This window comes from Flavobacterium terrae (assembly GCF_900142035.1).
Taxonomy (GTDB): domain Bacteria; phylum Bacteroidota; class Bacteroidia; order Flavobacteriales; family Flavobacteriaceae; genus Flavobacterium; species Flavobacterium terrae.
This window is the reverse complement of sequence record NZ_FQZI01000003.1, coordinates 219327-243525: the sequence shown is the minus strand read 5'-3', so window position 1 is coordinate 243525 and position 24199 is coordinate 219327. Positions and strand designations below refer to the sequence as shown.

Below are 24199 nucleotides of genomic sequence, written 5' to 3'. Positions count from 1 at the left end.
ATAAACATTATGTCTAAAGAACAACTACAAGCTCAAAATGCAGATGCAGCTGTATTAGAGCCAAAAAAGAAAGAGGTTGGGGTTAAAATAAGTGCAGAAAAACTTGCTAAATATGGAGGTTTTGATTTGTTAGAAACTTCAATAGAAGGTGCTCAAAATATGAACCCTGATAGAAAAGCTCGCCGTCAAATTTTTATGAGCGAAGCTAACAAAGAAGGGGAGAGAGAAACTCTTAAAAAAACACTTGAAATGTGGGCTAACGTTTTAAAAGAAAACGAATCATTAACAGATATGGTTGCTCAATGTGAAGATAAAAGCAAAGTTGCTGAAGAAACTCTACTTAAAAATTTAGCAATTGCAATTCACGAAACTAAAGAACTAGAACAATCATATAGAACTATTGGTTTGTTCTACAAAAATACAGAAACTGACAAAGTTAAAAATGTAACTATTGTTAATGCTGAATTAGAGCAATTGCAAGATTTAGATAATACACGTTTTATAGATGCTATTCACAATGAATTGGTTGATAATTACGATCGTTTAGATTTAAAAAATAACTACGGATTATTAGTAGTTCCGGGTTATTTAGGAAGCAATAAAGTTGTTGAAAAATGGGCTAAAATTGCTCATGAGAACAAAGTTATGTTAGTAACTGACTTTGCTCATCTAGACGAACCAGATGATGTAATGGAAATGTTTGATGCAGCTTACTTAACTGGAGGTGATATTTATCGTTCAAATGTTTTAATGACATGTAACTGGTTAGTTGGAAGAGGTAAGTTTGATGTTGTAGGTGAGTCTGAAGATTTATTCATTCCACCATCAGCTGCACTTGCTGGAAAAATTTACAAAACTTTGATGTCTCAAGTTACTGCTGGTAAAAAGTTTGGAGGTATTAATGAGGTAGACGGAGTTCGTTTTGACTTAAAGAAAAGTGAAATCGCTAACTTAGAAAACATGGGATTAATTCCTATGGTTAATGAGTATGGTAAAGTAATGGCTTTCTCTGGAAAAACATTATTTAACGGAGATAATTTAGGGTTACAAACTTACTCAGTTGTACGTGTTTTTGATTATGTTACTAAGGTTTTAATGGACTTCTTAAACAGAAGAGCTTTTGAAAACTTTACGGCAAAAACAAGAAAAGAAATTATGGGTCAAATTGTTCAATTTTTAGATGGTATCACTGGGCCAGATAAATTAATTGAAAACTTCGAAATCAGAAGATTTGAGCAAGATCCTATTCAAAAAGATAGAATTTATCTTGATATTCATATGAAACCATATTTTCCAGCTAAAAACTTTATGATTAAAATGGAAGGTCAAAAAGGAGACGATGGTACTGATTGGGATACTGAATACGAACAAAAATAATTTATTGTTACTTGAAAAAGGGATTGAAAAATCCCTTTTTTATTAATCTTTAAAAGTTATGCAAAATCATATACTTAAATTTTTTCTTTTCTTTTTTTTAGTATTTTTTTCTCTCGAATCAAATGCTCAAATGTCTCACAAAGATTCATTACGTATTCGATGTAAAAACAGAGTAAAGGTTGCTAGAAGCAAAGAAAATTTTCTTGATAAAAAAGCTTATGCATACACAGAGCCTTATTATTTTAAAGTGTATAACACTGATCCGGATTATATTTCTTTTCAATTAGGAAAGCGTAAAGGATCTAAGGTTTTTCTTTATATAAAACTTTTTTCTTTTAACGCTTGTATTAAAAAGGATGATGTTGTAGAGTTAACTTTTGTAAATGAAGATAAATATGAACTTATCAATAAATATCAAGTTAATTGTGAAGGTTATATTGTTGTTGAGTTGAGAGGATATGATATTAAGTATATTAAAAAGAGTCTTATCAAAGGCTTTATGATTCATACATATCAAAAAGATTATGAGTTTAGAGTTGATAATAAAACTGCCAAACAAATTAATGAAGATATTCAGTGCTTAAGGAAATATTAAAAAGTAAGAAAAAATCTACATAATATTTTTTTATTTGAAATATAATTCTTACAATTGTAGTGATATTTATGATCTGATTGGTATATTATTTATTTCACATTAAATTCAAGTACAGATGAATAGCATTGCAAGACTTCTCACTTTAGGGTAACCGATAATCTTTCGGTTATTTAATTTTCAGGAAAAAAATAGTATTTCAAAAATCGTGATTTAACCATCATTAGTGTCAAGGCATTGTTGTATGCTTTGCGGAATTGTATTGTCTTTATTTATTAATTATTTAAATATTTTTTATTATGTCATTTAAAGCAAGATTAAGCGTTGGGGGAAAAGAATTCAACGTATTGAATGTAAACTATGGTTTATTTCAAGAAACAGATGCAACAGGTCGTCCATCCACAGTAACAAGAGGTGGTAAAATTGAATTAACAATCGAAGGTACAGGCTCAACAGAGTTATTCGAGTGGATGACAAACAGTTTTGAGCGTAAAGATGGAAGCGTTAAATTCTTCAAAAGAGATAGCGATGCTACCTTAAAAGAATTAAAATTCACTGAAGGTTACTTAGTAAAACACAGAGAAAACTTTGATTCTACAGGAGTAAATCCATTAACAGAATCGTTCACTATTTCAGCAAGAAAGATTGAAATGGGAACAGGAGTTTACGAAAACGAATGGGTATAATCTGTCAAGGGATTATAAATTAATAAGTTCTTATTTGTGATGTCGGAATACACTGGGATAAAGGCCCCAAACTTTATCCCGTTGTTTCGACAAATTTTATCAACAATCACCTAAATCGAAATTAGTATGTCTTTTTTAGCAAAATTGGAATTAGATGGGGAAACCTATAATGTATTAGAGTTTGACCTTCATATAACACAAGAAGTCGATCATAACGGTAAGCCTCAAACCATAGCTCAAGGAGGTAATATTAGATTAGTTGTTGAATCTACTAAGAGTGTCGATTTTATGAAGTGGATGATTAGCAGTACGCAGACAAAAAACGGTAAAATCACGTTTTTTAGACGCGATGCGATGTCAAAAATGAAAGAATTGAAATTTGAGAAAGCCTTTTGTATCAATTTTCATGAGAGCTTTCGTTCTAGCAATGAAGTACCTATGCAAATAGAGATCCTTCTATCAGCTAAAGATATAGATTTTAGTGGAGCGGTATTAAGAAAACCGTGGTCATTGGATTTATAATCACTCCAAAATTAGAAAAATACACGAGTCAAAATAGTTTTTGGCTTTACAATCATATAAAAACATAAGCCCATGAGTACCGTTAATAGCCTTATTAAAAAAGTTACTGATGCAATGGTTGACAAGGTTAGCATTCAAATAGGAAGCTTTTCGCAACCGGTTGTCTATTATAATTTAGTGATTAATCAGCAATTACTAGGACATCATTCTTTTAGTTTTACCTGGAGGATAGGAGATGTGGTAATGGATTTTAAGAGTCAGGCGGATTTCATTAAAAAATATATGGGAGCCAAAGTGGTTATCACGCTTAAGGATGCTGCTCGTGGGGAGAATGTTTACTTTAAGGGCATTATTTCTGAGATGGAAGTCTTGGATAATGATGGCGCTTCAAAAGGGTTCCAAATAGTTGGAAAAAGCCCTACTATACTATTGGATGAAATCAAACAAAGTCAAACCCATTTCTCAAGTATGCTCAATGAAATTGTGCATAAAATAGATGAGAGCATAGTAAAAGGAGTTTTGACAGGTATGGACATTAATCCAAAGTGCCAAACCGTATTGCCTTATATAGTGCAATACAACGAAACCGATTTTCAGTTTTTAAAACGTCTAGCTGTTCAATATGGCGAATGGATGTTTTACGATGGAGATTATTTACGATTTGGAGAATTAAAAACCTCAAAAGCGGCATTAGAAAACGGTGTAAACTTACACCACTTCAAAGTGACTAGTCGTTTACAATCTCAAAAAGTTTCTTATAAAGGCTATGATTATAACATAGCTTCAGAGATTAGTTCTCAAAATTTAGAACCTCAAAACAATACCCAAAGTTATATTTCTCAAAATGCACAACAAGCCTCGAGTAGTGTGTTTGACAGAAGTAATATCAATCATTCCTTTGCCAGTAATGCAAATGATTCACAAGATATCAAAAGAATACAAGAGCTAAACCAACAAGCCATCGAAGCCAATGTGCTTACCTACTCAGGACTGAGTAAAATTCCATTGCAAATAGGAGGTATGTTTAGTGTGAGTAAAGATGGGATATCAGGAGATTTTATAGCGACAGGTGTGCAACATTATTCGAAAGGATTTGGACATTACGAGTGTCAGTTTGAATCCATACCAAGAGATGTTAAAGTGCCACCATACACGAATCCATTAGTATATCCAAAAGCAGAAACTCAAGGTGCCGTAGTAACCGATAACAATGATCCACAAGGTATGGGAAGGGTTAGAGTACAATTCTTTTGGGGACACGAAAGCGATTGGACTCGACTGGTAACACCACATGCAGGTTCAGGCAAAGGATTTTATTTTATTCCCGAAATTGGAGAAGAAGTCTTTGTTTCCTTCGAAGGAGGCAATCCAGAAAAGCCATTCATCATAGGAACCCAATACAACGGACAAGAAATCTCAGGATACAACACTGCAGGAAATGATCAGAAAGTCATCCATACCCGTTCAGGTACCAAGATGATTTTTAACGATGCACAAGGAAGCATCTTCATCGAAGACCCAAGTGGCAACACTTGGCTTATGGATGGACAAGGAAATATTAGCGTGAATGCGCCTAATGATATGAATATTACTGTGGGCAAAAATTTCAATATTAATGTTGGAAATAATATGACTACTTCAGTTGGAGTAAATATGAATGAAACCGTTGGTGTTGACAGAATGTCAACAGTTGGTATGATGTCAAACACTTTTGTTGGAGGTAACAGTACATTAAGTGTTACGGGTAATATGATGGAATTTATTCAAGGAAATCTAGATTCTCATTCAGAAAAACAAAGGCAAGAATCTAGTATGAAAGGAATTCAAATAACAAGTGATGATGTAATTGCAAAGAATTCTAATAAAGAAGTGCAAAATAATAGTGCAGAAAAATCAAAATCATATTAGGATATGAGTAGAATACGTATTGTTGGTGGAACAATTGCAAAACATACAGTTGGTAAACACAATATGTATGCAGAAGAAAATATAGTATTTCATTCAGGAAAAGTTGTTTCTGAAAAAGGAGAAGAAAAAGGAGTAACCTATGGTGAACCCAAAATATCACATCCAGAGTTTAAAATAGAAAAGAGTACGTATGAACTCGAAAGTAAATTTGCTTTAGAACAACTTTTTGCATTTGCAAAGAAAGACAGCAAAGCAATGTTTTGTTTTTGGGCTTCAGAAATTTTTGGAGCAGATATTCCTTTAGAAGCGTATGAAAAATTCTATGAAGATGCAAGTGATAAAAAGGAAAGTATAAATCCTAAAATTGTTGTAGCATTAGATGTTCCTGGGTATGGAGCTGCCTATAGATTTGATAAAAAATCAGAATACGCCAATCACATTGTTATTTCACAAGGTTTTATAGATAATGCCCTTGTAAGTAATGAATATCAAAAATCACTTCTTTTAGCCTTGGTTGAAGAATTTGGTCATCACATTGATTATCTTTTAAGAAATGAATATTCTTCAGTAAAAGGTGATGCTCCGGGAGATGATGGAGCCCTTTATTCTAGTAGAATGAATAAAAGGTATAAAAAATACATAATAGATCCATTTAAAGATAAAAATCAGCATTATGCAACAGCTATAATTAATGGAGAAGAAAAAAAACTTGTTTGGGATTTTACTGATTTACATGAAAAACTAGCGGCTTTTGTTGAGAATAGAATAGAAAAAGATGATCACTATTTTGCTGGTTATGAGTTTTTTGGTGCTGGATTAGGTGACTCTTTACACGGATTAGGCCATCAGTCTATTGAAAAAGCTTCTCTTTTTGATTCAGGACTATTTTCAGAAAATGAATATCTTCAAGTTTATTTCGGAAACTGGTTACGTGATTTTTCTCAGTTTGTAGATCCCATGGTTGTTCGCCCTATGGCAAATGCCTTGGATATGTTAAGTGAAGAGTATAAAGACAAAAATAATAATCCTAAAGAGTTTAATAGTGTTATTAACGATTTAGGAAAATTAATGGAAGAAAATAGATTAACTTATTTAGACAGAAGAACTTTTCGACTTCCAGTAAATATTGAAATCCAACGACCTGATATTAATTTGAATTATCAAAAAGTTGGAGGGTTTAGCGTGCCTACTGGATTTTCATTAAAAGGTTTTGAAGCTCAAATAAAATGGGAGCCAACAACAATTGCTCCTGTTAAGTTAAGTCGTGAAGCAATTACTACTCTTGTTGAGCTTTTAGGTATTAAAGAATTTGGAAAACTAAAGGTAGAAGCTGACAATAAAGAAGGTAAACCACAAAATTTCATGAAGTATCTCTCCGATTTTAGAGTCAGCTTTGCAAAAATAACACCTGAACTTTTAGGGGTTTATAAACCACAGGAACATATAGATAATCCTTTGGCATTACATCCCAAATTTATTTGTGAAGCAAACAAAAAAAAGGGTTTGAAATGCCCACCCCCTGATTTTAATAATAAATTAGATCCTGACTTTGTAAAAGATCCTATTGATTCACAATGGGATAATAATAAAGCTTTCGGAACAAAAAATTATATTCGTGGAAACGGACCTGAACCTTTCGAGAGTGCTTATGATTGTTTTGTTAAATTTATAAGTAAAGCAAATCCTAATACAGTTCAAGGACGTATTAATTTTGGAGCAGCTTTACATATTATAGAAGACTATTATGCACACAGTAATTTTTGTGAGCTAGCTGTAATGAAAGTTTATGATCCCGAAGTTTTTCCATGGGATAATATTTCAGTATCTGCACCACAAGATCAATTAAAAAAGCACAAGGCTGATATTACATCTAATAGTTTTATAAAAAATAATTTATTAGATCGTAGTAAAATAAAATTCAATACTGCTTCAAATCCAGATTTACATAGTAATGCAGTGGCTAATTATTTAAGAGCAAATCCAACAAAAAAAGCTAGTGATTATTACGCTTCATTGGGAAGTACAACAACAACAACAAATAAGGGATTGTATTATTCAATGGGAGAAGCAGCCATTGTACAAACAGGAAGTTTTGGATTACTTGATACTATTGCTAGTATTGCTCCAAAAATAAATAATAAAATTTTTTCGATACATATTGAAGATCAAGAAAAAATGAAAGAAGGGGAGCGTACTTTTAATGATGCACTTATTTATGAGTTATTAAAAGACGTTTCCAATGCTCAAGCAAACGATACTAAAGAGACTAATAGTAATTATCAGGGGACAAATGATGGTGTTTATGCTGATGTATTTTTAAAATACTTGCAATTTAGAGATTTCATGGTTAAAGAAAGAGTTCTTGGTTATTCGTTTAAAGATGTTACCAATGTATTTGGTATATTTGAATTTGTTACACAATATATAAATGTGATAGCTAACATTCGTAATCATTTTTTAAGTTTAGCAGCTATCAACTTAATAGACGATTATCAAACGTATTTAGAAAATGAACTTACTTTGTTAGAAAACGGAACGTGGAAAGTTAATTCTTATGGACCCTCGCATACACAATTGGCTAAAGATAATGGAATACAGCCTTTACATCATCTTGCAGTAACTTTAGGGAAAAAGAGTGTAAAAGAAGTAGGTAGGCTATTTAGGAAAAATGATATTGCGGGTATAATTGCTTTTGCCAACACAAATTTATTTGTTCATCCAATGTATAGTGATTTTATGGATGAAGAAGTTATAAAATGGTGCAATGAAAATAAAATAAGAGTAAAAAATGCACATCAGGCAAGTATTGTGCTTTTTGGTATAAGACATGCTTATCAAGAAATTGCGGAATTGTCTCATGAAATAAGTATAATACGTGATTTTAGTTTAACAGATGATCAAAAAAAACAATTTGATTCAGCTATAGCAGGTATGAGTGAAAGATGGCACAAAGGCCATGAAAGATTTAAAAAATTATGGGAAAAGCAAGGGTTAGGTTCCTTGAAATTGAAAGATGCTGATGAAACACACAAAGAACATTTAGAAGAAAGTGGTTATGGTAAATAGAATGATTTTTTTTAAATTATTTTTAAGTTTTTTAATAATGTCAAATTTGGTAAGCTGTCAGGAAAAAATGAGTAATTCAATATATGATAAAGGTTTTGTTATAAAAGATTCATTGTTTTATTACAATGGAAATAAAATTACAATTAATGAATCTATTGATCATTTTGTTAAAGTAATAGGAAAACCCGATAGAATAATTACTGATTCTGAAAAAGTACATTTTGACAAGTCATGGAAATGGAAGAATCGTTACGAAGCATTTGAGAATTATGAGCATAAAATCATTGTTTCTGCTGCTAAACAAAACAATGATTATGTTGATAAGCAATTCAATACAATCGGAGATGCTGTGAAAGAATTAGGTCAATTTGATGAATATCAAAATGAGAAGGATGAGCTTGAAATACGTCAATTTTATGTTTGGGATAATCTAGGTATTTCAATATGGGTAGAGAAAACAAGAGTTGTACAAGTGAATATTACTTTGCTACCACCAGCAATTTTTAGAGGATTTCTTTTTGAAGATGAAGACCCAGAATTTAAAGCATCTTTTCCTAAGAAATTGTATTCAGGAGAATTTACTTATAATGAGAAAACTGTAAATCTTAAAAGTTTGAAGAATTTGGAATGGGAAAATTTTATTAAAGAATTAGATATTACAGATAGTAAGTTTGATCCCCCAGGAGATTCAAAAGGCTGGAGTAGAGAAATAAGAGCAAGCGATGATTTGTATGCTATTTTTAATAGATATAAAACTACAAACGAGACATCTCCAAAAATTGATGTTATTTCTTCAATAAATATATTTAGTTACGGAAAGAAGAATAATTAGGACTTCTAATAATTATTGCAAAATGATTAATAAGATTCTTGGTAATATATCTAAATTGATTTTAGGATTTTTAATCGTTTCAAATCTAGTAAGTTGTCAAAATAAATCTCAACCTAAGCAAATTTCAAATTCCCTAGGTTTTTACATTCAGGACTCATTAACTTACTATAATGGACAAAAGTTTAATATTGTAGGACCAATAAAAGATTTTGTGGATATTATAGGGAAAGCTGATAGAATTGTAATTGATTCATCAGGAGGTAATACTAATAAATCATGGAAATGGAATAAGTCAGGATTTTATGCTTTTTTGAATAAGAGAAAAAAAGTTGAAGTTTACAATCTAAATATTGATAATCCAAAAATTGAAAAAGAATACAACAATATAGATGAAGCTGTAAAAGTGCTTGGAAATTTTGATGAATATAAAGAAGATAAAATACCTCTAGATATTCGTAAATACCATGTTTGGGATAAACTAGGTATAGAAGTTTATGTGACTGAAAAGGATGAAATAAATTGTATTTATCTACATACACTTCATTACAGTAAGACAAAAGAAATTTCAAAAGAAGAGCTTGAAAATACTGATTTAGTTTACAACAATGCTCCAAAACAAGAGTATAAAGGAATGTTTACCTACAATGGTCATACTGTAGATTTTAGTAAAATGGGTTATGACAATTGGTTTAAAACTGTAAAAGGCTTAAATATAGAAGGAGAAAGTTATGAACCACCTGGAGATTCTAAGGAATGGTCAAGAATAATTTCTGAGCGCAATTTATCCGTAGAAATGTTACGAGATATTAACGAATTGGGTAGTACTGATGGTTTTCATGTAAGTGAAATAGGAGTTGTTAATGCTGTGAAATACATACAAATTTCAAATTAATTAAGTGAAAATGGTTTCAAAAGTAAATATTGTTTTAGTATAGTTTGAAATTTTAAGAATGTGATGAATAACACAATAAAATATGTACAAATCTTACTGCTCATCTCTTTACAGTTGACAGCACAAGAGAACTATCAAAATGTAAAGAAAAACATTGAAGAATATATTCAAATATATAAAAGAGAAGGTAAAACAAATAAGTATTTAAATACCATTATTTCAAATTTCAATGAATCCAAAAAAATTGAATTAAAGGATTTAAAAAAGGATAATGTAGGTATTTGTATCATACTTTCAGAAGATAATCCAGATTTAATAATTTCACCTGCAAAATATACTTTTTACGAAGAAAAAATAAACATTTCAGCAATTGGTCCTCAAAATCCCAATGAGTTACCCGATTATATGAAAGAATATGTACAAAAATACCTTACTGAAATTGAAAGCATAGGTGGTACTGAATTATTTCAAAAACTTATCTTAAAGAAAATTGAAACTGAAGGTACTTTCATAGAAAATAAAACAGAGTATGTAGTAAATGAGCCTAATACAATTTCATTTATACGCGAAAAGGACAATTGGATGTATATTATTTCTATTGATGATGATTATAAAAATTTAACAAATCCTAGGATTATAGTGTACTGTTTTAAAAATTCTATATCAGGTAAAAATATTTTTAACTTAAATGATTCTCTAGAAAATACTGAAAAGAGGAAAGAAAAAAAGCTATCTAAGCATGAAGAAGACCGTAAAATGTTCCCTCTATATCACGATTTCAGGATAGACGATTTACGTGAAGGTTTAAAATAACTTTTAGAACATGAACCTTATAAATCGAATAAGGAATTACTCAATTATGCCAACAAATTAAATGAAAAGCTGGACCGATTCAGCATCCGAAATTATGTAAAAGAGCTTGCTTATTTTAGTGATTTAAAAATTAGCGAGAGTTTTTTAAAAGAACATTTTGACGCGATTCCGCGTGGAGAATATGAAGTTGAAAATATTTTGCATTTATCAACACATAGTTTAGGTGATATTTACTTTTCTCAAGGGAATTATCAACTTGCTAAAGAATTTTATACAAAAGCTATTTTTACAAATCCATTAATAGAATTAAGCTGGACAAATGTTAAAAAAGACGTCGACAGAATCATATATGATTTAGCTAAAAATGCCTATAAAGCTGAAAAAAAAGACGAAGCTTATGCTTTTTTGATAGCCTCAATGTTTTCTAGTAATATAGATGTAAAGGAAGATATTGATATTTATTTCAATGAGCAAAAAGAAGATAAAAAGCAATTCAAGAAAGATTTAGACAAAGCTTTAAAAACTCTAAAAAAAGGAGATAAATACAGTTATACGTTAAATTTTAGAGGTAATGAAGCTTTTTTTATTCCTATATTACAGGCAACTGTAAAATCCTTTCAAGAAGTATTTAAAAATAAAGAATTTTACAAATCATTGTAATAGATTGAAAAAACATTTAAATCATTTTCCCTTCAACAATAACATTTTCAATCAAATTACTTCCAAATTCATAAGGTAACTGATAAAAGGAAACAATCGGTTTTGTAATAATTAAATTTGCTCTTTTCCCCCTTGTTATACTACCGTGTGTTTGAGAAATGCCCATTGCATATGCTCCATTTATAGTAGCTGCATTGATAGCCTCTTCTGGTGTCATCTTCATTTTTATACAGGCAGTTGCTACAACAAAATTCATGTTTCCTGATGGAGTAGTGCCAGGGTTATAATCAGTAGCTAAAGCTAATGGTAATCCTGCTTCCATCATTTTACGGGCTGGTGTGTAAGGAATGCTTATAAAATATGAGCAGCTAGGCAAAGCCACAGGCATTGTTATACTATCTTTTAAAGTTTCAATATCTTCATCGGTAACAATTTCTAAATGATCTACACTAAGAGCTTCATGTTTTACACAAGCTTTGATTCCGTCAATTGCAGTAAACTGGTTTACGTGTATTTTTGGAGTTAATCCATATTTCTTTCCTGCAATCATAATTCTCTCTGTTTCCTCAACAGAAAAATAACCAGTTTCTAAAAACGCATCTATATAATCAGCTAAATTTTCTTCAGCGATTTTAGGAAGCATTTCATTTATAATCAAGTCAATATAAGCCGAATGATTTTCTTTATACTCAGTAGGGAAGGCGTGAGCTCCCAAAAAAGTAGATTTAATCATAATGGGATAATTTTCGGAAAGCTTTTTAATTACCCTTAGCATTTTTATTTCGTCATCAACCGTTAAGCCATATCCAGATTTTATTTCTACAGCTCCAGTGCCTTGCTTTATTATTTCTTCAAGTCTAGCTTTCGATTCATTGTAAATGATTTCTTCTGAAGTTTCATTAACTCTTTTTGCAGAGTTTAGAATACCACCACCACGATTGGCTATTTCTTCATAACTTAAACCATTTATTCTATCAACAAACTCTTGAACTCTATTGCCTGCATAAACAATATGAGTATGACTATCACACCAAGAAGGCAATACAACTTTTCCTTGAGCATCAATTGTTTTATCAATATCAATTTTAGGACAGTTATCCATTAAACCATAATCAGCAATTAAATTGTCTTCAATTAATAAATAAGCATTCTCGATTTTAGGAAGTATTGCCATGTCTTTCCCCGATACTTTATCTATGTTATTTTCTCGTACTTGAAGTAATTCTTTAATGTTTATTATTAAGGTTTTCATGTAAACTATTTTATGTAAAAATAATGTAGTTTTTTTTTATTTCTATTTTATGTTTAATAAATTCATTAACACAATCAAATTAACTTTTAAGCTAAATTTATTTCTAAAAAAAATAAATTTTAGTATGTAAATAGAATATAATTTGTTAAATTTGAGATAATTAAGTAAAGTAAAATTTGTGGCTTTATTTGATAAAATGTTATTGCAGAAGTTAATCCTAAAGTTTTCGAGATTCTGCAGTACGTTTATAAAAAACGAAATAGAGGTTAGTTATATTAATTCAAGAAAAGCTGTTTGGATTTTATTCAAAGAGCTTTTTTTATTTTACAGAAGTTTTGTAATATTACTCTTAAAAGCTATTGCAGTGCGAAAGATTAAATATAAAAAAGGACGCAAAATTCAACCGATTTTTTTAGAGTATACAGGGCATTACAAAAACGTTGAAACGGAGATACAATTGTTTGTTTACAATAATGATGAACTTACTGAATGTGAAAATTTAAAGTGTCATGATATCTTATCTAGTATTGATTTTGAAAAAATTAATTGGCTGAACATTCATGGTTTAAACGATATGAAAGTCATACAAGAAATTGGAGATTTTTTTAAAATTGATAATTTCATGTTGGGAGATATACTCAATACTACTAAGAGGACTAAGGTAGAAGAATACCACGATACTTTATTTTTTAATATTAAATCACTTTTACCAAATAACGAATCTTTCCAATTAAATGTTGAGCAAATTAGTTTTTTGCTTAAGGATGGAGTTTTAGTTTCTTTTCAGGAAAAAAGAAGTGATTTTTTTACACATATCAGGGAAAGAATAAGAACTCATTCTGGAATAGTGAGAACCAAAAAAGCGGATTATTTGCTTTATATTTTACTTGACGCAGTGATGGAAAATTTCTATATCACAATTGAAAATGAGGAAAATAAAGTTGATGAGTTGCTAAATCTCTCAAAAATTGATGTGAACCCAAGAACCATCGAAAAAATAGAAAGACATAAAGACAATTATAGTTTTTTAAAAAGAGCCATCATCCCACTAAGAGATTCATTACATACCATAATTAGTATTAAAGACGATAATGTTTTTAATGCTATTGAATCTCAAAACTATAGTTTTTTCTCTCGTTTATATCAAAAAAGTCTTGAGTTATTAGAGCAGATTGAAGATGATATGGCAACGCTTGATAGTGCAACTCATTTTTTCTTTTCGGCACAAAGTCATAAAATGAATGAGATCATGAAAACACTAACAATTGTCTCTGCAATTTTTATTCCACTTACTTTTATAGCTGGAGTTTACGGGATGAATTTTGAAAATATGCCCGAATTGAAGTCTGAAAATGGATATTTCATTACTATTGCGATTATGTTTATCATTACTATTGGAATGATAATATATTTCAAACTTAGAAAATGGTTTTGATTGATTAATCACAACTTAATTTTAGTTTAAAATAAAATTCGTTTTATTATTGGTTAACCCAATAAATACATTTACATTTGTAGGGTATTCAAAAATTCCGGAAAACATGTTTGAATTTCAACAGTATTTAGGTTTCTTACTTTTCTTAACAATATTAACCATGGGTTTTTGGTTAATGATTTTCTTAATTAACTTCGTATTCTACTGGATAGGAGGAGCTATGTGGGAAATGTGGAAAGAAAAAAGAGCTAATAGACTAGCAGAAAATGAACAAGCTTAATTGATTTGTTTAAAAAATAAAAGGTACGCATTGCGTACCTTTTTTTATGTTATCCCATGAACTCATCATCACCATTACCATTATTATTTTGTTTTGGTTTCTGATCTCTGTCAGTTTTCTTTTTATTAAAACGATAGGTAAATGAAAGTGTAAATGCTCTTCTACGCCATTGCATTTCACTGTGAGAATTGGTATTAGGAAGTTGTATGTCTTGTATTCTTTTACGTGAATTAAATACATCACTAATGTTGAAAGAAATAGTTCCCATATCTTTAAGAACATCTTTGCTAAATGCTAGATTCATCGCTGCAATAGCCTTGTTAGACCCTTGAGCAGTTTTTTGAGCTGCATTGTAAGTTGCATTGGTTTGCCATTCAATTTTGTAAGGCAATGTTACTTTTGATGTAATTCTTGTGAACCAAGTAGTTGCGTTTCTATTAAAACTTTGAAAAACTTCTTCATTTTTACTATTTATATAAGTATAGCTGCCTGTATTTTGACTATTAAAGAAATTGAAGTTTCCATTAAGTTTCCACCATTTTTTAAAGTTATAGTTTAAAGTAAATTCAAATCCAAAACGATCATTTTGACCTAAATTAAAAAAAGTATTAACAATAACAGGAGTTTTAATGTCTTCTCCATCGTTTACAGTAACAATTTCTCCATTGACAATAACATCTGGGGTTCCAACAGGTGTAAAAACAAAATCTCCTCTTTCTTTTCTAACCATTTCAAAAGAATCTGTAGTGTGATTGTAATACAGCGATGTACTTAATGTTAGTTTCTCCCATTTTTTTAGATAGCCTAAATCAAAAGCATCTGAGTAAGCAGGGTTTATATCAGGATTTCCTTGAAATAAGTTTACGTTACTAGTATATGACGCAAATGGATTAATGAAACGATCTCTAGGTCTAGAAATTCTTTTACTATAATTTAAAGATATGCTGCTTTGGTCATTTATTTCATAAGTTAAAAATAAACTAGGAAATAAGTTGTTGTATTTTTTTGTTTTAAAAATAGTAGATGTCAACTGATTAACTTCAATTTTAGAGTCTTCAAAACGTAGTCCAGCCAAATAAGAAAATTTATTGATTTTTGACCCAAATTGCGTATAAACCGCTGTTACATTTTCATTATATTCTAAAATGTTGGTAAATTCATCAATATTAGTAAATGGACTAGAAGCTGTTTTTCGTTCTTCAACTTGATAATCTGTTATATTTTTTACATAATTTCCTCTAAAACCAGCTTCAAATTGTGACTTTTTGCCAATAGGAAGTACATAATCAACTTGAAATAAATTTCTTTGTTGTTTGTCATTTTTACGAGTTCTCTCAGAAGAAACAAATTCATTATTGTCTAAGATTATACCTTCAATAGTAGAATTGTCATTGTCACTATTTTGTGAAATCGAAATATCTGCAGTTAATTTATGTCCATCTTTTTTAAAGTTCTTCACGAAGTTTGATGAATAATCGACATTTTCACTTGTTGATTGTAAATCATTATAACGTTGTCTGGTATTTAAATATTGATTTAACGCATCGTAGTTGTAATAAAGTACATTTTCTTTATTACCTCCTTTATTGCTTCTTACATTCAAAGAGTTTGTCCATGAAGTTGATTTATTCAATAATAATTCAATTCCAAAATTTGCATTCAATCCTTCACCAAAACGATTGTTTTTTCTCCTTTCATTCAAAATTGATTTTAGAGCTCCATTTTGGTCAAAATTTTGCTGATCAATTTTAGTATTTCCTGGATTACTTCTGTTGTTGTAACCAATTGAAGTAAAGAAGTTTGAATGTTCTTGTTTAAAGTTTAAGTTTGCAGAAACTCCTGTGTTTCTTGGATCTCCAACAGAAGCAACAAATGTTCCGTTTATACCTTGGTTTTTACCTTTTTTAAGAATGATGTTAATGATTCCTCCACCTCCTTCAGCATCATAACGAGCTGATGGATTTGTTACAATTTCCACTTTATCAATTGTTTCTGCAGGAATTAGTTTTAAAGCATCATTAATATTACCCATATTTGATGGTTTTCCATCAATTAGAATACGAACGCTTTCATTTCCTCTTAGTGAAACTGTACCGTCTGAATCTACAGAAACTGATGGAACATTATCTAACACGTCACTAACAGTTCCACCTCTAACCATGATATCTTTTCCTACACTATATACTTTTTTGTCTAACTTAATATCAACAGCCGTTTTTTCTACTCGTATTTCTACTGCGTCTAATTGTTGGGCTTCATCTTCTAAAGCTATAGTTCCAAGATTTGTGTTTGATGAAATGTTTTTTCCTTTTATTTCAATAGTCTTAAAGGAAATGTATTCGTATTTGATGTTATAGCTACCTTGTGATACATCAATTTTAAATTCACCTTTACTATCTGTAACACCACCTGAAACAGGTTTACTAGTAGATGGATTGATAATTGTTACCGTAGCATATTCTAAAGGTAGACCGCTAGTCTTTTCTATAATTTTTCCAGATAAAGTAACTTTATTTCCTTGCTGTGCAAATGAAAAAGTAGAGATGAGAACAGATAAAAAAGTAAGTATTTTAAAAAACTTCATGACTTTAAATTAAGCCACAAAAATAAAATTGAAAATTATAATTTTTGCCAAAGTATTGTTAAATGGTTATTCTCTACAATATTTCTAGTATTCTTTCTTTTGGTCTAGCTATAACAGCTTTGTTACCATTGACTATAATTGGTCTTTCAATTAGAGTTGGATATTTGACCATGGCATCAATGATTTCCTCATCGTTTAAATCTTTCCCTTTAAAGTTTTGTATCCAAATGGTTTCTTTTTGCCTTACTAGTTCTAAGGGTTTGTATTTTAACTTTTTAAGTAATGATTTAATTTCTCTTTTTTTGGGAGATTTTTCTAAATAGTTTACAATCTCAATTTCAACCTTTGCATCTTCTAAAAAACATAAACCTTCTCTTGATTTTGAACAACGGTTATTGTGATAAATTGTAATCATTTTTTGTTATTTTTATCTTTTGTTAAGTTCACACAAAATTAAAAGAACTTACTTATACTTTTTAATTTGTTTTTATGTTTTTACAACAAGCCTTTTTGCCCGGTAATAAATTTTGGAAATATATTTTAGGTGGTTTATTAATTTTTATTGCTAATGTAATCGGTCAAGTCCCTTTATTGGTAGCTGTAATGGTAAAATGTTTTGCAGAAGATAAACCTATGCCTGTTGTTACCTCTGATTTCATGAATGTTTTAAATAAAAATCTGACATTTTTTTTACTGCTTTTGTCTTTTGCTGTTGCTTTAGTTGGAATTTATTTTGTTGTAAAAATTCATGATCAAAAGATTAAAGACATAATAACTTCAAGAATGAGGATTGATTGGAGTCGTTTCATTTTTGCTTTTTCGATTTGGGCCATTTTTCAAATTATTACAACTATAGTTGGTTATTTTACTTCACCACAGGATTTTCTATGGAACTTTAATTTGATGCCTTTTTTAATGCTTCTTGTAATTGCAGTTGTAATGGTTACTATTCAAACAAGTGTTGAAGAATTAATTTTCAGAGGCTATTTTATGCAAGGATTTGGGTTGTTAGCCAAAAACAAATGGGTTCCACTACTGGTTACTTCAGTAAGTTTTGGTCTTTTACACTTTGCTAATCCTGAAGTTGATAAATTAGGCAATATTGTGATGATTTATTATATAGGAACAGGACTTTTCTTAGGTATAATAACACTTATGGATGAAGGAATGGAACTCTCTATGGGATTCCATGCGGCTAATAATCTAATTGGAGCTTTGTTGGTTACTTCAGATTGGTCTGCTTTTCAAACTGATTCAGTTTTTAAAGATGTTTCAGAACCAGGAGCTGGTTTCGAGGTTGTCCTGCCAGTTTTTATTGTATATCCTATTTTATTATTTTTATTCAGCAAAAAATACAATTGGACCAATTGGAAAGAAAAACTTACTGGCAAATTAATTGAATAAAACTATAGATAAGTGGAGAATTTTACTTTCAATATTCATCCTTCATTTCAATTAAATGATTTAAGCCTTGATAAGGCAGAATTACTTTTAAAATCCGAAGAGTTTACTTTATCGACAATAGATAATCTTAAAGATTTGGGATTTTTTTTAAAACAATGGTTCAATCAGGATTCCTTCATAATTGTAAAAACCTCTGGAACAACTGGTAAATCTAAAGAAATTAAGATTGAAAAATCAGCAATGATTAATTCTGCTTTAGCTACTAGTGCTTTTTTTGAAATATATGAAAATACTATTGCTCTCTGTTGTCTTCCTGTAAAGTATATTGCAGGTAAGATGATGTTTGTTAGAGCAATGGTTTTAGGGTGGAAGATTGATGTAGTTGAACCATCAGCAAGTCCTTTGAAAGATATTTCAAAAGTTTATGATTTTGTGGCTATGGTTCCACTTCAAGTTGAAAACTCAATTAATCAACTAGATAAAATTAAAACATTACTCATAGGTGGTGCACCTTTAAATCAACAATTGACTACTAAGTTAATCGAAATTAATTACAATGCTTATGAATCCTACAGTATGACCGAAACTGTAACTCATGTTGCTCTAAGAAAAGTAGGGGATAAGGGTTTTAAAGTTTTACCTAATGTAAAAATCAAGACAGATAATAGAGATTGTTTAGTTATCTATGCTCCACAATTAATTCCAGAAGAACTAAAAACAAATGACATAGTTGATTTAATTTCAGATACTGAGTTTGTATGGAAAGGAAGATTTGACAATGTAGTTAATAGTGGTGGGATTAAGCTCTTTCCTGAGCAAATTGAGAGTAAGCTAATTAGTAAAATTCAAAGGCGTTTTTTTGTTGCAGGTATTCCCGATGATGTTTTCAATGAGAAATTAGTTCTGTTTATTGAAGGTGGAGAATTTAAATTAGATCCTTCAATTTTTGAAGAATTAGATAAATATGAAAGGCCTAAACAAATATTTTTCGTTAACAAATTTTTAGAAACTGAAACAGGAAAGATAAAAAGAAAAGAAACAATAAAATGTCTTAAATAAAAAAAGCAACTCACAAAGTTGCTTTTTTATTATAAGTAGGTTAATCATGGTCTGGTGAAGGGGCTTGATATGGTATATCCGATTTTGAACCGTCAATGGCAAAGTTTAATCCACAAAATAAAAAATGTAAGTTAGTATTTGTGTTTGCAGTAAATTCTCTTTGAAATAAGTATCCTAATGATACACCAAATGATTTAGTTGCTTGATACCCGCCCCCTAAGAATATTCTGTTTCTATTAATTGTTGGTTTTTCAGGACCAATAAAAAGTTCGTCAAAAGTATTCAAGAAAATTGTTTTAGCTTCAAACTTTTCTTTGTTTATAGGAACTAAAATGTTTAATCTATATCTGTATCTCTCAGTATTTGTATTAGCATCTGTAACAGGATTGTGAAAAAACCTTTTTTCAGCTCTAAATCTATTTTCAAATTTAATTCTAGATATGTTTTTACTAAAAGTATATTGTAACCAAAATCGCAATTCTTCCCTAGATAGTTTACTATTTTTGTAATTCACATATCTACCTAAGCCAATAAAAGCTTGGTTGTTTCCGTTGATATTGTATCCTGAACCACCTTTTATCTCGTAGTAATCAATTTTTGAAAATTCTGCAATTGAGCGACCTTGTAATTCAAGATAAGAGTACCATTTTTTATTGAATTTATAAGTTAATGAAAAAGTTGTAAAACCTGAAAGGTGTTCCTCGTTTTGTGCGCTTAAATTTGTGTTGGAAAAGATTGATATTAATAAAATCAGAATTATTCTTTTCATTATTATAATGTAGTTATACGGTTTTGTTGTTAAGTAAAAGTTGTGTGTTGTATATGAAAAGGTTATTTTTTTCAAAATAGGTTTAAAAAAAAGAGACTAAATATTAGTCTCTTTTTTAGAGTGTTTTTTATTAAATAAAAATTCTTAAAATAAAATATGTTATTGTTGCCAGAACTGCAGAAACAGGAATTGTTAGTATCCATGCCCACAAAAGATTTACGGTTACTCCCCATCGAACAGCAGAAACACGCTTAGTAACTCCAACACCAATGATTGAACCAGTGATTGTATGTGTAGTTGAGACAGGGATTTTAAAATGCTCAGTGATAAATAATGTTAGAGCTCCAGCAGATTCTGCAACAACTCCTTCAAAAGCAGTCACTTTAGTAATCTTAGATCCCATTGTTTTAACAATTTTCCATCCACCACTTAAAGTTCCAAGTCCAATAACAGTATAACAAGCCAATGGTATCCATTCAGGCATATGTGCTTTGATTCCTTTTTCTTCATTAGGTAAAACTACTTGTAACCATTCTGGCATTTGCATTACGTCAACTCCAGATGTGTTGATATAAACAGCTACAGCTGCAGCAATAATACCCATTACTTTTTGAGAATCATTACCACCGTGACCTAAACTGAATGCAGCAGATGATAATAATTGTGTCTTTTTTAGAATTGATTCTGCTTTACCAGCTGAAAAACTACTAAATAATAAGCATATTGTTCCAAGTGCAAAAACGATAAATCCTACCAAGAGCCATTTAATATTTTCAGGTTCACCAACTACACTCCAAAATTCAGATTGAAAACGAGGTTTTTTAATTTCGCTGTATCCTTTCATCACGGTTGATAAAAACCAAACTGTTGATGCTAAGAAAGCTACTGTAAATATTTTAGGATAGATACTTTTTTTAGCTGAATGCATGAACCATAATGAGACACAATAGGATATAATCATACCTACAATAGGAGCTAAAGCTATAAAAGCGATTATAACCAAAACACCACTTGGAAGTAATTCTCCTTCTTTGGCAGCTTTAAACCAGTTTACGATTCCAAAACCATAATGACTTGGATCTGTTACTTTTCCTGAAAAACCATGTGCTAATGCTGCTCCAGCAAAACCTCCTATAAGTGTATGCGATGATGATGATGGAATTCCTTTCCACCAAGTGAATAAGTTCCAAATGATTGCTGCTATAATACCAGCAAGTATAACCACTAAATCTATACTAGAAGTTTTAGCTGTTTTAGCTACAGTGTCTGCAACACCAAAACCAAAAACCCAGTAGGCAAGGAAGTTAAAAAATGCAGCCCAAAGTACCGCTTGAAATGGTGTCAAAACTTTAGTTGCAACAATCGTAGCAATTGAGTTTGCTGCATCATGAAAACCATTAATATAATCAAATATTAAGGCTAATATGATAATGATAATTAATAATGTCATAATTAAAACCGAAAATCGGTAATTAAGAGTGTTTTACTGATATTTGTTCAATAACGTTTGAAACGCCTTTACATCTGTCTGATGCCATTTCAAGTGCAGAAAGAACTTCTTTATACTTGATAATTTTTATAGCGTCGGTCTCGTTTTCAAATATATCAGCTACTGCTTTATCAAAAACTACATCTCCTTTGCTTTCTAATTTGTTAATACGTTTGCATAAACTTTTAATGGATTGATGATTTTTTAAGTCCTTCAATTCTTTAACTGCTTTGTCAATTAATTGACAAGCTTCTAAATTAATTTCAGTTAATTTACGTATTGATTTGGTAATTTTTTCAACTTGATACAAACGCATTCTACTTGCAGCACCATGCATATTATCTGCTACATTATCAATAGATTTAATTAATGCATTAATGTCTTCTCTATCAAATGGAGTAATGAAGTTTTTGCTTAATTCTAATTGAGTTTTGTGAGCAATACCTTCAATTTTATTTTCTAATTCTTCAATTTTTTGAAAATAACTTTCTCTTTCTTCTTTTGGAGCATTTACAGCTTCGTGTAAAGTTTCAGCTAAAACAACTAGTGAACTACTTGCTTGCTCAAACAAAGGGAAGAATTTCGTGTCTTTTGGTACTAAAAATTGAAAGATACTGTTTAGGTTCATGTTATTAAATTTTTATCCGGCAAAAGTAGCTTCTCAATGTTAAGAAATCATTAACAAATAGTGAAAAACATATTAACATTGTAAAGAAATATTTAAGGTAATATGAAGCAGTTTGATTGAATTGCTTTTTGTATTTTAGCCATCAAATAAACAAAATAATTTCACAACTATAAATTTATCATGGACTTAAACTTCAATAAAAACGAAGATCACAACAAACTTTTGCTTTCAGAATTAAGACAACGCTTTGCAAAAGTTAAATTAGGAGGAGGTGAGAAAAGAATTGAAAAACTACATGCAGAAGGCAAAATGACCGCTAGAGAACGCATAGATTATTTATTAGATAATGATGAAAAGTCTATAGAGATTGGTGCTTTTGTTGGTGATGGCATGTATAAAGAACATGGTGGATGTCCAAGTGGTGGAGTAGTAGTGAAAATAGGATATATTCAAGGAAAGCAATGTATTGTTGTAGCAAATGATGCTACTGTAAAAGCAGGTGCTTGGTTTCCTATAACTGCAAAAAAGAATTTAAGAGCACAGGAAATTGCAATAGAAAATAGATTGCCAATAATTTATTTAGTAGACTCTGCTGGAGTGTATTTACCTATGCAAGATGAAATTTTTCCTGATAAAGAACATTTTGGGCGTATTTTCCGTAACAATGCAATAATGAGCAGTATGGGAATTACACAAATTGCTGCCGTAATGGGTAGTTGTGTTGCTGGTGGCGCATATTTACCTATTATGAGTGATGAAGCACTGATTGTAGATAAAACAGGAAGTATTTTCCTTGCTGGAAGTTACTTGGTTAAAGCTGCTATTGGGGAAACAATAGATAACGAAACTCTAGGTGGAGCAACAACGCATTGCGAAATTTCAGGAGTAACCGATTTTAAAGCAAAAGATGATGCCGCTGCTTTAGATAGAATCAAGAGCATTGTTGGGAAAATGGGTGATTTTGATAAAGCTGGTTATAACAGAGTGAAATCTGAAAAACCTGCTTTAAATCCAGAAGATATTTATGGTATTTTACCTAAATCTCGTGCGGAACAATATGATATGATGGAGATTATCAAACGTTTAGTTGATAATTCAGAATTTGATGAATATAAAGCAGGTTATGGACAGACAATTATAACGGGTTATGCTCGTATTGATGGTTGGGCTGTGGGTATAGTGGCCAACCAACGTTTGATCGCGAAAACAACTGGAGCAAAAACAAAACCAAGTGAAATGCAATTTGGTGGAGTTATTTATTCAGACTCAGCAGATAAAGCCACACGATTTATTGCGAATTGTAACCAAAAGAAGATTCCTTTAGTATTTGTTCATGATGTAACTGGATTCATGGTAGGATCTAAGTCAGAGCATGGAGGTATTATTAAAGATGGAGCAAAAATGGTGAATGCCGTTGCAAATTCAGTAGTTCCTAAATTTACTGTTGTAGTAGGAAATTCATATGGAGCTGGAAATTATGCCATGTGTGGAAAGGCTTATGATCCAAGACTAATCTTTGCATGGCCAAGTGCAGAACTTGCGGTAATGGGAGGGGCACAGGCAGCAAAAGTATTAATGCAAATTGAAGCGGCTTCTTTAAAAGCAAAAGGTGAAGAAGTTGATGCACATAAAGAACAAGAGTTATTTGATAAAATCAAAGCTCGTTATGATGAGCAGGTATCTCCTTACTATGCAGCATCTCGATTATGGACAGACGCTATTATTGATCCATTAGAAACCAGAACTTGGATTTCAATGGGTATCGAAGCGGCTAACCATGCACCAATTGAAAAGCAGTTTAATTTAGGGGTTATTCAAGTTTAATTTTATGAAGTATTTGAAAATTTTAGCATTTATTGTATTTGATTTAGCTATTTATATGTAATATTCAAGTTCGTAAAATCTAAATTTAAAAATTAAAATTTTCTTAAATGTAACAATATGTTAAAAA

21 protein-coding genes are annotated in these 24199 nt (G+C 30.5%); 15 read left to right on the top strand and 6 right to left on the bottom strand.

Going from position 1 to position 24199, the window contains the following annotated elements; all coding sequences use genetic code 11:
- Positions 1-9: 9 nt before the first annotated feature.
- The 10 genes from BUC09_RS09105 (at position 10) to BUC09_RS09060 (ending at position 11348) form a co-directional block, all read left to right on the top strand.
- Positions 10-1377: a DUF5458 family protein gene (locus tag BUC09_RS09105; RefSeq protein ID WP_073310804.1), complete on the top strand. Its 1368-nt coding sequence runs from the start codon at positions 10-12 to the stop codon at positions 1375-1377.
- Positions 1378-1507: 130 nt separating this feature from the next.
- Positions 1508-1972, top strand: coding sequence for a hypothetical protein (locus tag BUC09_RS09100; RefSeq protein WP_143161897.1), 465 nt, complete (start codon positions 1508-1510; stop codon positions 1970-1972).
- A gap of 296 nt (positions 1973-2268) precedes the next feature.
- Positions 2269-2655 carry a type VI secretion system tube protein TssD gene (tssD, locus tag BUC09_RS09095; RefSeq protein WP_073310800.1) on the top strand — a complete coding sequence of 129 codons (387 nt, stop codon included), beginning with the start codon at positions 2269-2271 and terminating at the stop codon, positions 2653-2655.
- Between the two features lie 126 nt (positions 2656-2781).
- A complete protein-coding gene (gene tssD, locus BUC09_RS09090; RefSeq protein WP_073310798.1) occupies positions 2782-3177 on the top strand; it encodes a type VI secretion system tube protein TssD in 396 nt (131 codons plus the stop codon).
- A gap of 72 nt (positions 3178-3249) precedes the next feature.
- Positions 3250-5085 (top strand): type VI secretion system Vgr family protein, encoded by a 1836-nt coding sequence (locus BUC09_RS09085; RefSeq protein ID WP_084127169.1) that lies wholly within the window; start codon positions 3250-3252, stop codon positions 5083-5085.
- Between the two features lie 3 nt (positions 5086-5088).
- Positions 5089-8151 (top strand): HET-C-related protein, encoded by a 3063-nt coding sequence (locus BUC09_RS09080; protein WP_073310796.1) that lies wholly within the window; start codon positions 5089-5091, stop codon positions 8149-8151.
- Positions 8152-8218: 67 nt separating this feature from the next.
- Positions 8219-8983, top strand: coding sequence for a DUF7738 domain-containing protein (locus BUC09_RS09075; protein ID WP_143161896.1), 765 nt, complete (start codon positions 8219-8221; stop codon positions 8981-8983).
- A 22-nt stretch (positions 8984-9005) separates the two neighbouring features.
- Positions 9006-9875 (top strand): DUF7738 domain-containing protein, encoded by an 870-nt coding sequence (locus BUC09_RS09070; protein WP_073310793.1) that lies wholly within the window; start codon positions 9006-9008, stop codon positions 9873-9875.
- Between the two features lie 63 nt (positions 9876-9938).
- Positions 9939-10688, top strand: a complete 750-nt coding sequence (locus BUC09_RS09065) for a hypothetical protein (protein WP_073310791.1) — start codon at positions 9939-9941, stop codon at positions 10686-10688.
- A 198-nt stretch (positions 10689-10886) separates the two neighbouring features.
- Positions 10887-11348 carry a tetratricopeptide repeat protein gene (locus BUC09_RS09060; RefSeq protein ID WP_073310789.1) on the top strand — a complete coding sequence of 154 codons (462 nt, stop codon included), beginning with the start codon at positions 10887-10889 and terminating at the stop codon, positions 11346-11348.
- A 16-nt stretch (positions 11349-11364) separates the two neighbouring features.
- Here the strand turns inward: BUC09_RS09060 and hutI are convergent, their stop codons facing one another.
- Positions 11365-12600, bottom strand: coding sequence for an imidazolonepropionase (gene hutI / locus BUC09_RS09055; protein ID WP_073310788.1), 1236 nt, complete (start codon positions 12598-12600; stop codon positions 11365-11367).
- Positions 12601-12964: 364 nt separating this feature from the next.
- Here hutI and corA point away from each other — a divergent pair, with 364 nt between their 5' ends.
- Complete coding sequence (corA, locus tag BUC09_RS09050) at positions 12965-14035, top strand: magnesium/cobalt transporter CorA (protein ID WP_073311316.1); 1071 nt, start codon at positions 12965-12967, stop codon at positions 14033-14035.
- A 106-nt stretch (positions 14036-14141) separates the two neighbouring features.
- Entirely contained in the window at positions 14142-14315 is a 174-nt protein-coding gene (locus tag BUC09_RS14845) for a hypothetical protein (RefSeq protein WP_200778483.1), read from the top strand.
- A gap of 49 nt (positions 14316-14364) precedes the next feature.
- On the opposite strand, the gene BUC09_RS09045 is transcribed toward BUC09_RS14845, so the two are convergent.
- Positions 14365-16899, bottom strand: a complete 2535-nt coding sequence (locus tag BUC09_RS09045) for an outer membrane beta-barrel family protein (protein ID WP_073310786.1) — start codon at positions 16897-16899, stop codon at positions 14365-14367.
- Positions 16900-16972: 73 nt separating this feature from the next.
- Positions 16973-17314 carry an arsenate reductase (glutaredoxin) gene (gene arsC, locus BUC09_RS09040; protein ID WP_073310784.1) on the bottom strand — a complete coding sequence of 114 codons (342 nt, stop codon included), beginning with the start codon at positions 17312-17314 and terminating at the stop codon, positions 16973-16975.
- Between the two features lie 74 nt (positions 17315-17388).
- Here arsC and BUC09_RS14685 point away from each other — a divergent pair, with 74 nt between their 5' ends.
- Complete coding sequence (locus tag BUC09_RS14685) at positions 17389-18303, top strand: CPBP family intramembrane glutamic endopeptidase (protein WP_073310782.1); 915 nt, start codon at positions 17389-17391, stop codon at positions 18301-18303.
- Positions 18304-18315: 12 nt separating this feature from the next.
- Positions 18316-19362 (top strand): AMP-binding protein, encoded by a 1047-nt coding sequence (locus BUC09_RS14680; RefSeq protein WP_073310780.1) that lies wholly within the window; start codon positions 18316-18318, stop codon positions 19360-19362.
- A gap of 40 nt (positions 19363-19402) precedes the next feature.
- Here the strand turns inward: BUC09_RS14680 and BUC09_RS09025 are convergent, their stop codons facing one another.
- The 3 genes from BUC09_RS09025 to BUC09_RS09015 form a co-directional block, all read right to left on the bottom strand.
- Positions 19403-20131 carry a DUF2490 domain-containing protein gene (locus BUC09_RS09025; protein WP_073310778.1) on the bottom strand — a complete coding sequence of 243 codons (729 nt, stop codon included), beginning with the start codon at positions 20129-20131 and terminating at the stop codon, positions 19403-19405.
- A gap of 130 nt (positions 20132-20261) precedes the next feature.
- Positions 20262-21581: an inorganic phosphate transporter gene (locus tag BUC09_RS09020; protein WP_073310776.1), complete on the bottom strand. Its 1320-nt coding sequence runs from the start codon at positions 21579-21581 to the stop codon at positions 20262-20264.
- Positions 21582-21603: 22 nt separating this feature from the next.
- On the bottom strand, positions 21604-22248 hold the full coding sequence (locus BUC09_RS09015; protein ID WP_073310775.1) for a DUF47 domain-containing protein: 645 nt from the start codon (positions 22246-22248) through the stop codon (positions 21604-21606).
- Between the two features lie 180 nt (positions 22249-22428).
- Here BUC09_RS09015 and BUC09_RS09010 point away from each other — a divergent pair, with 180 nt between their 5' ends.
- Entirely contained in the window at positions 22429-24072 is a 1644-nt protein-coding gene (locus BUC09_RS09010; RefSeq protein ID WP_073310772.1) for an acyl-CoA carboxylase subunit beta, read from the top strand.
- The last annotated feature ends 127 nt before the right edge of the window (positions 24073-24199 follow it).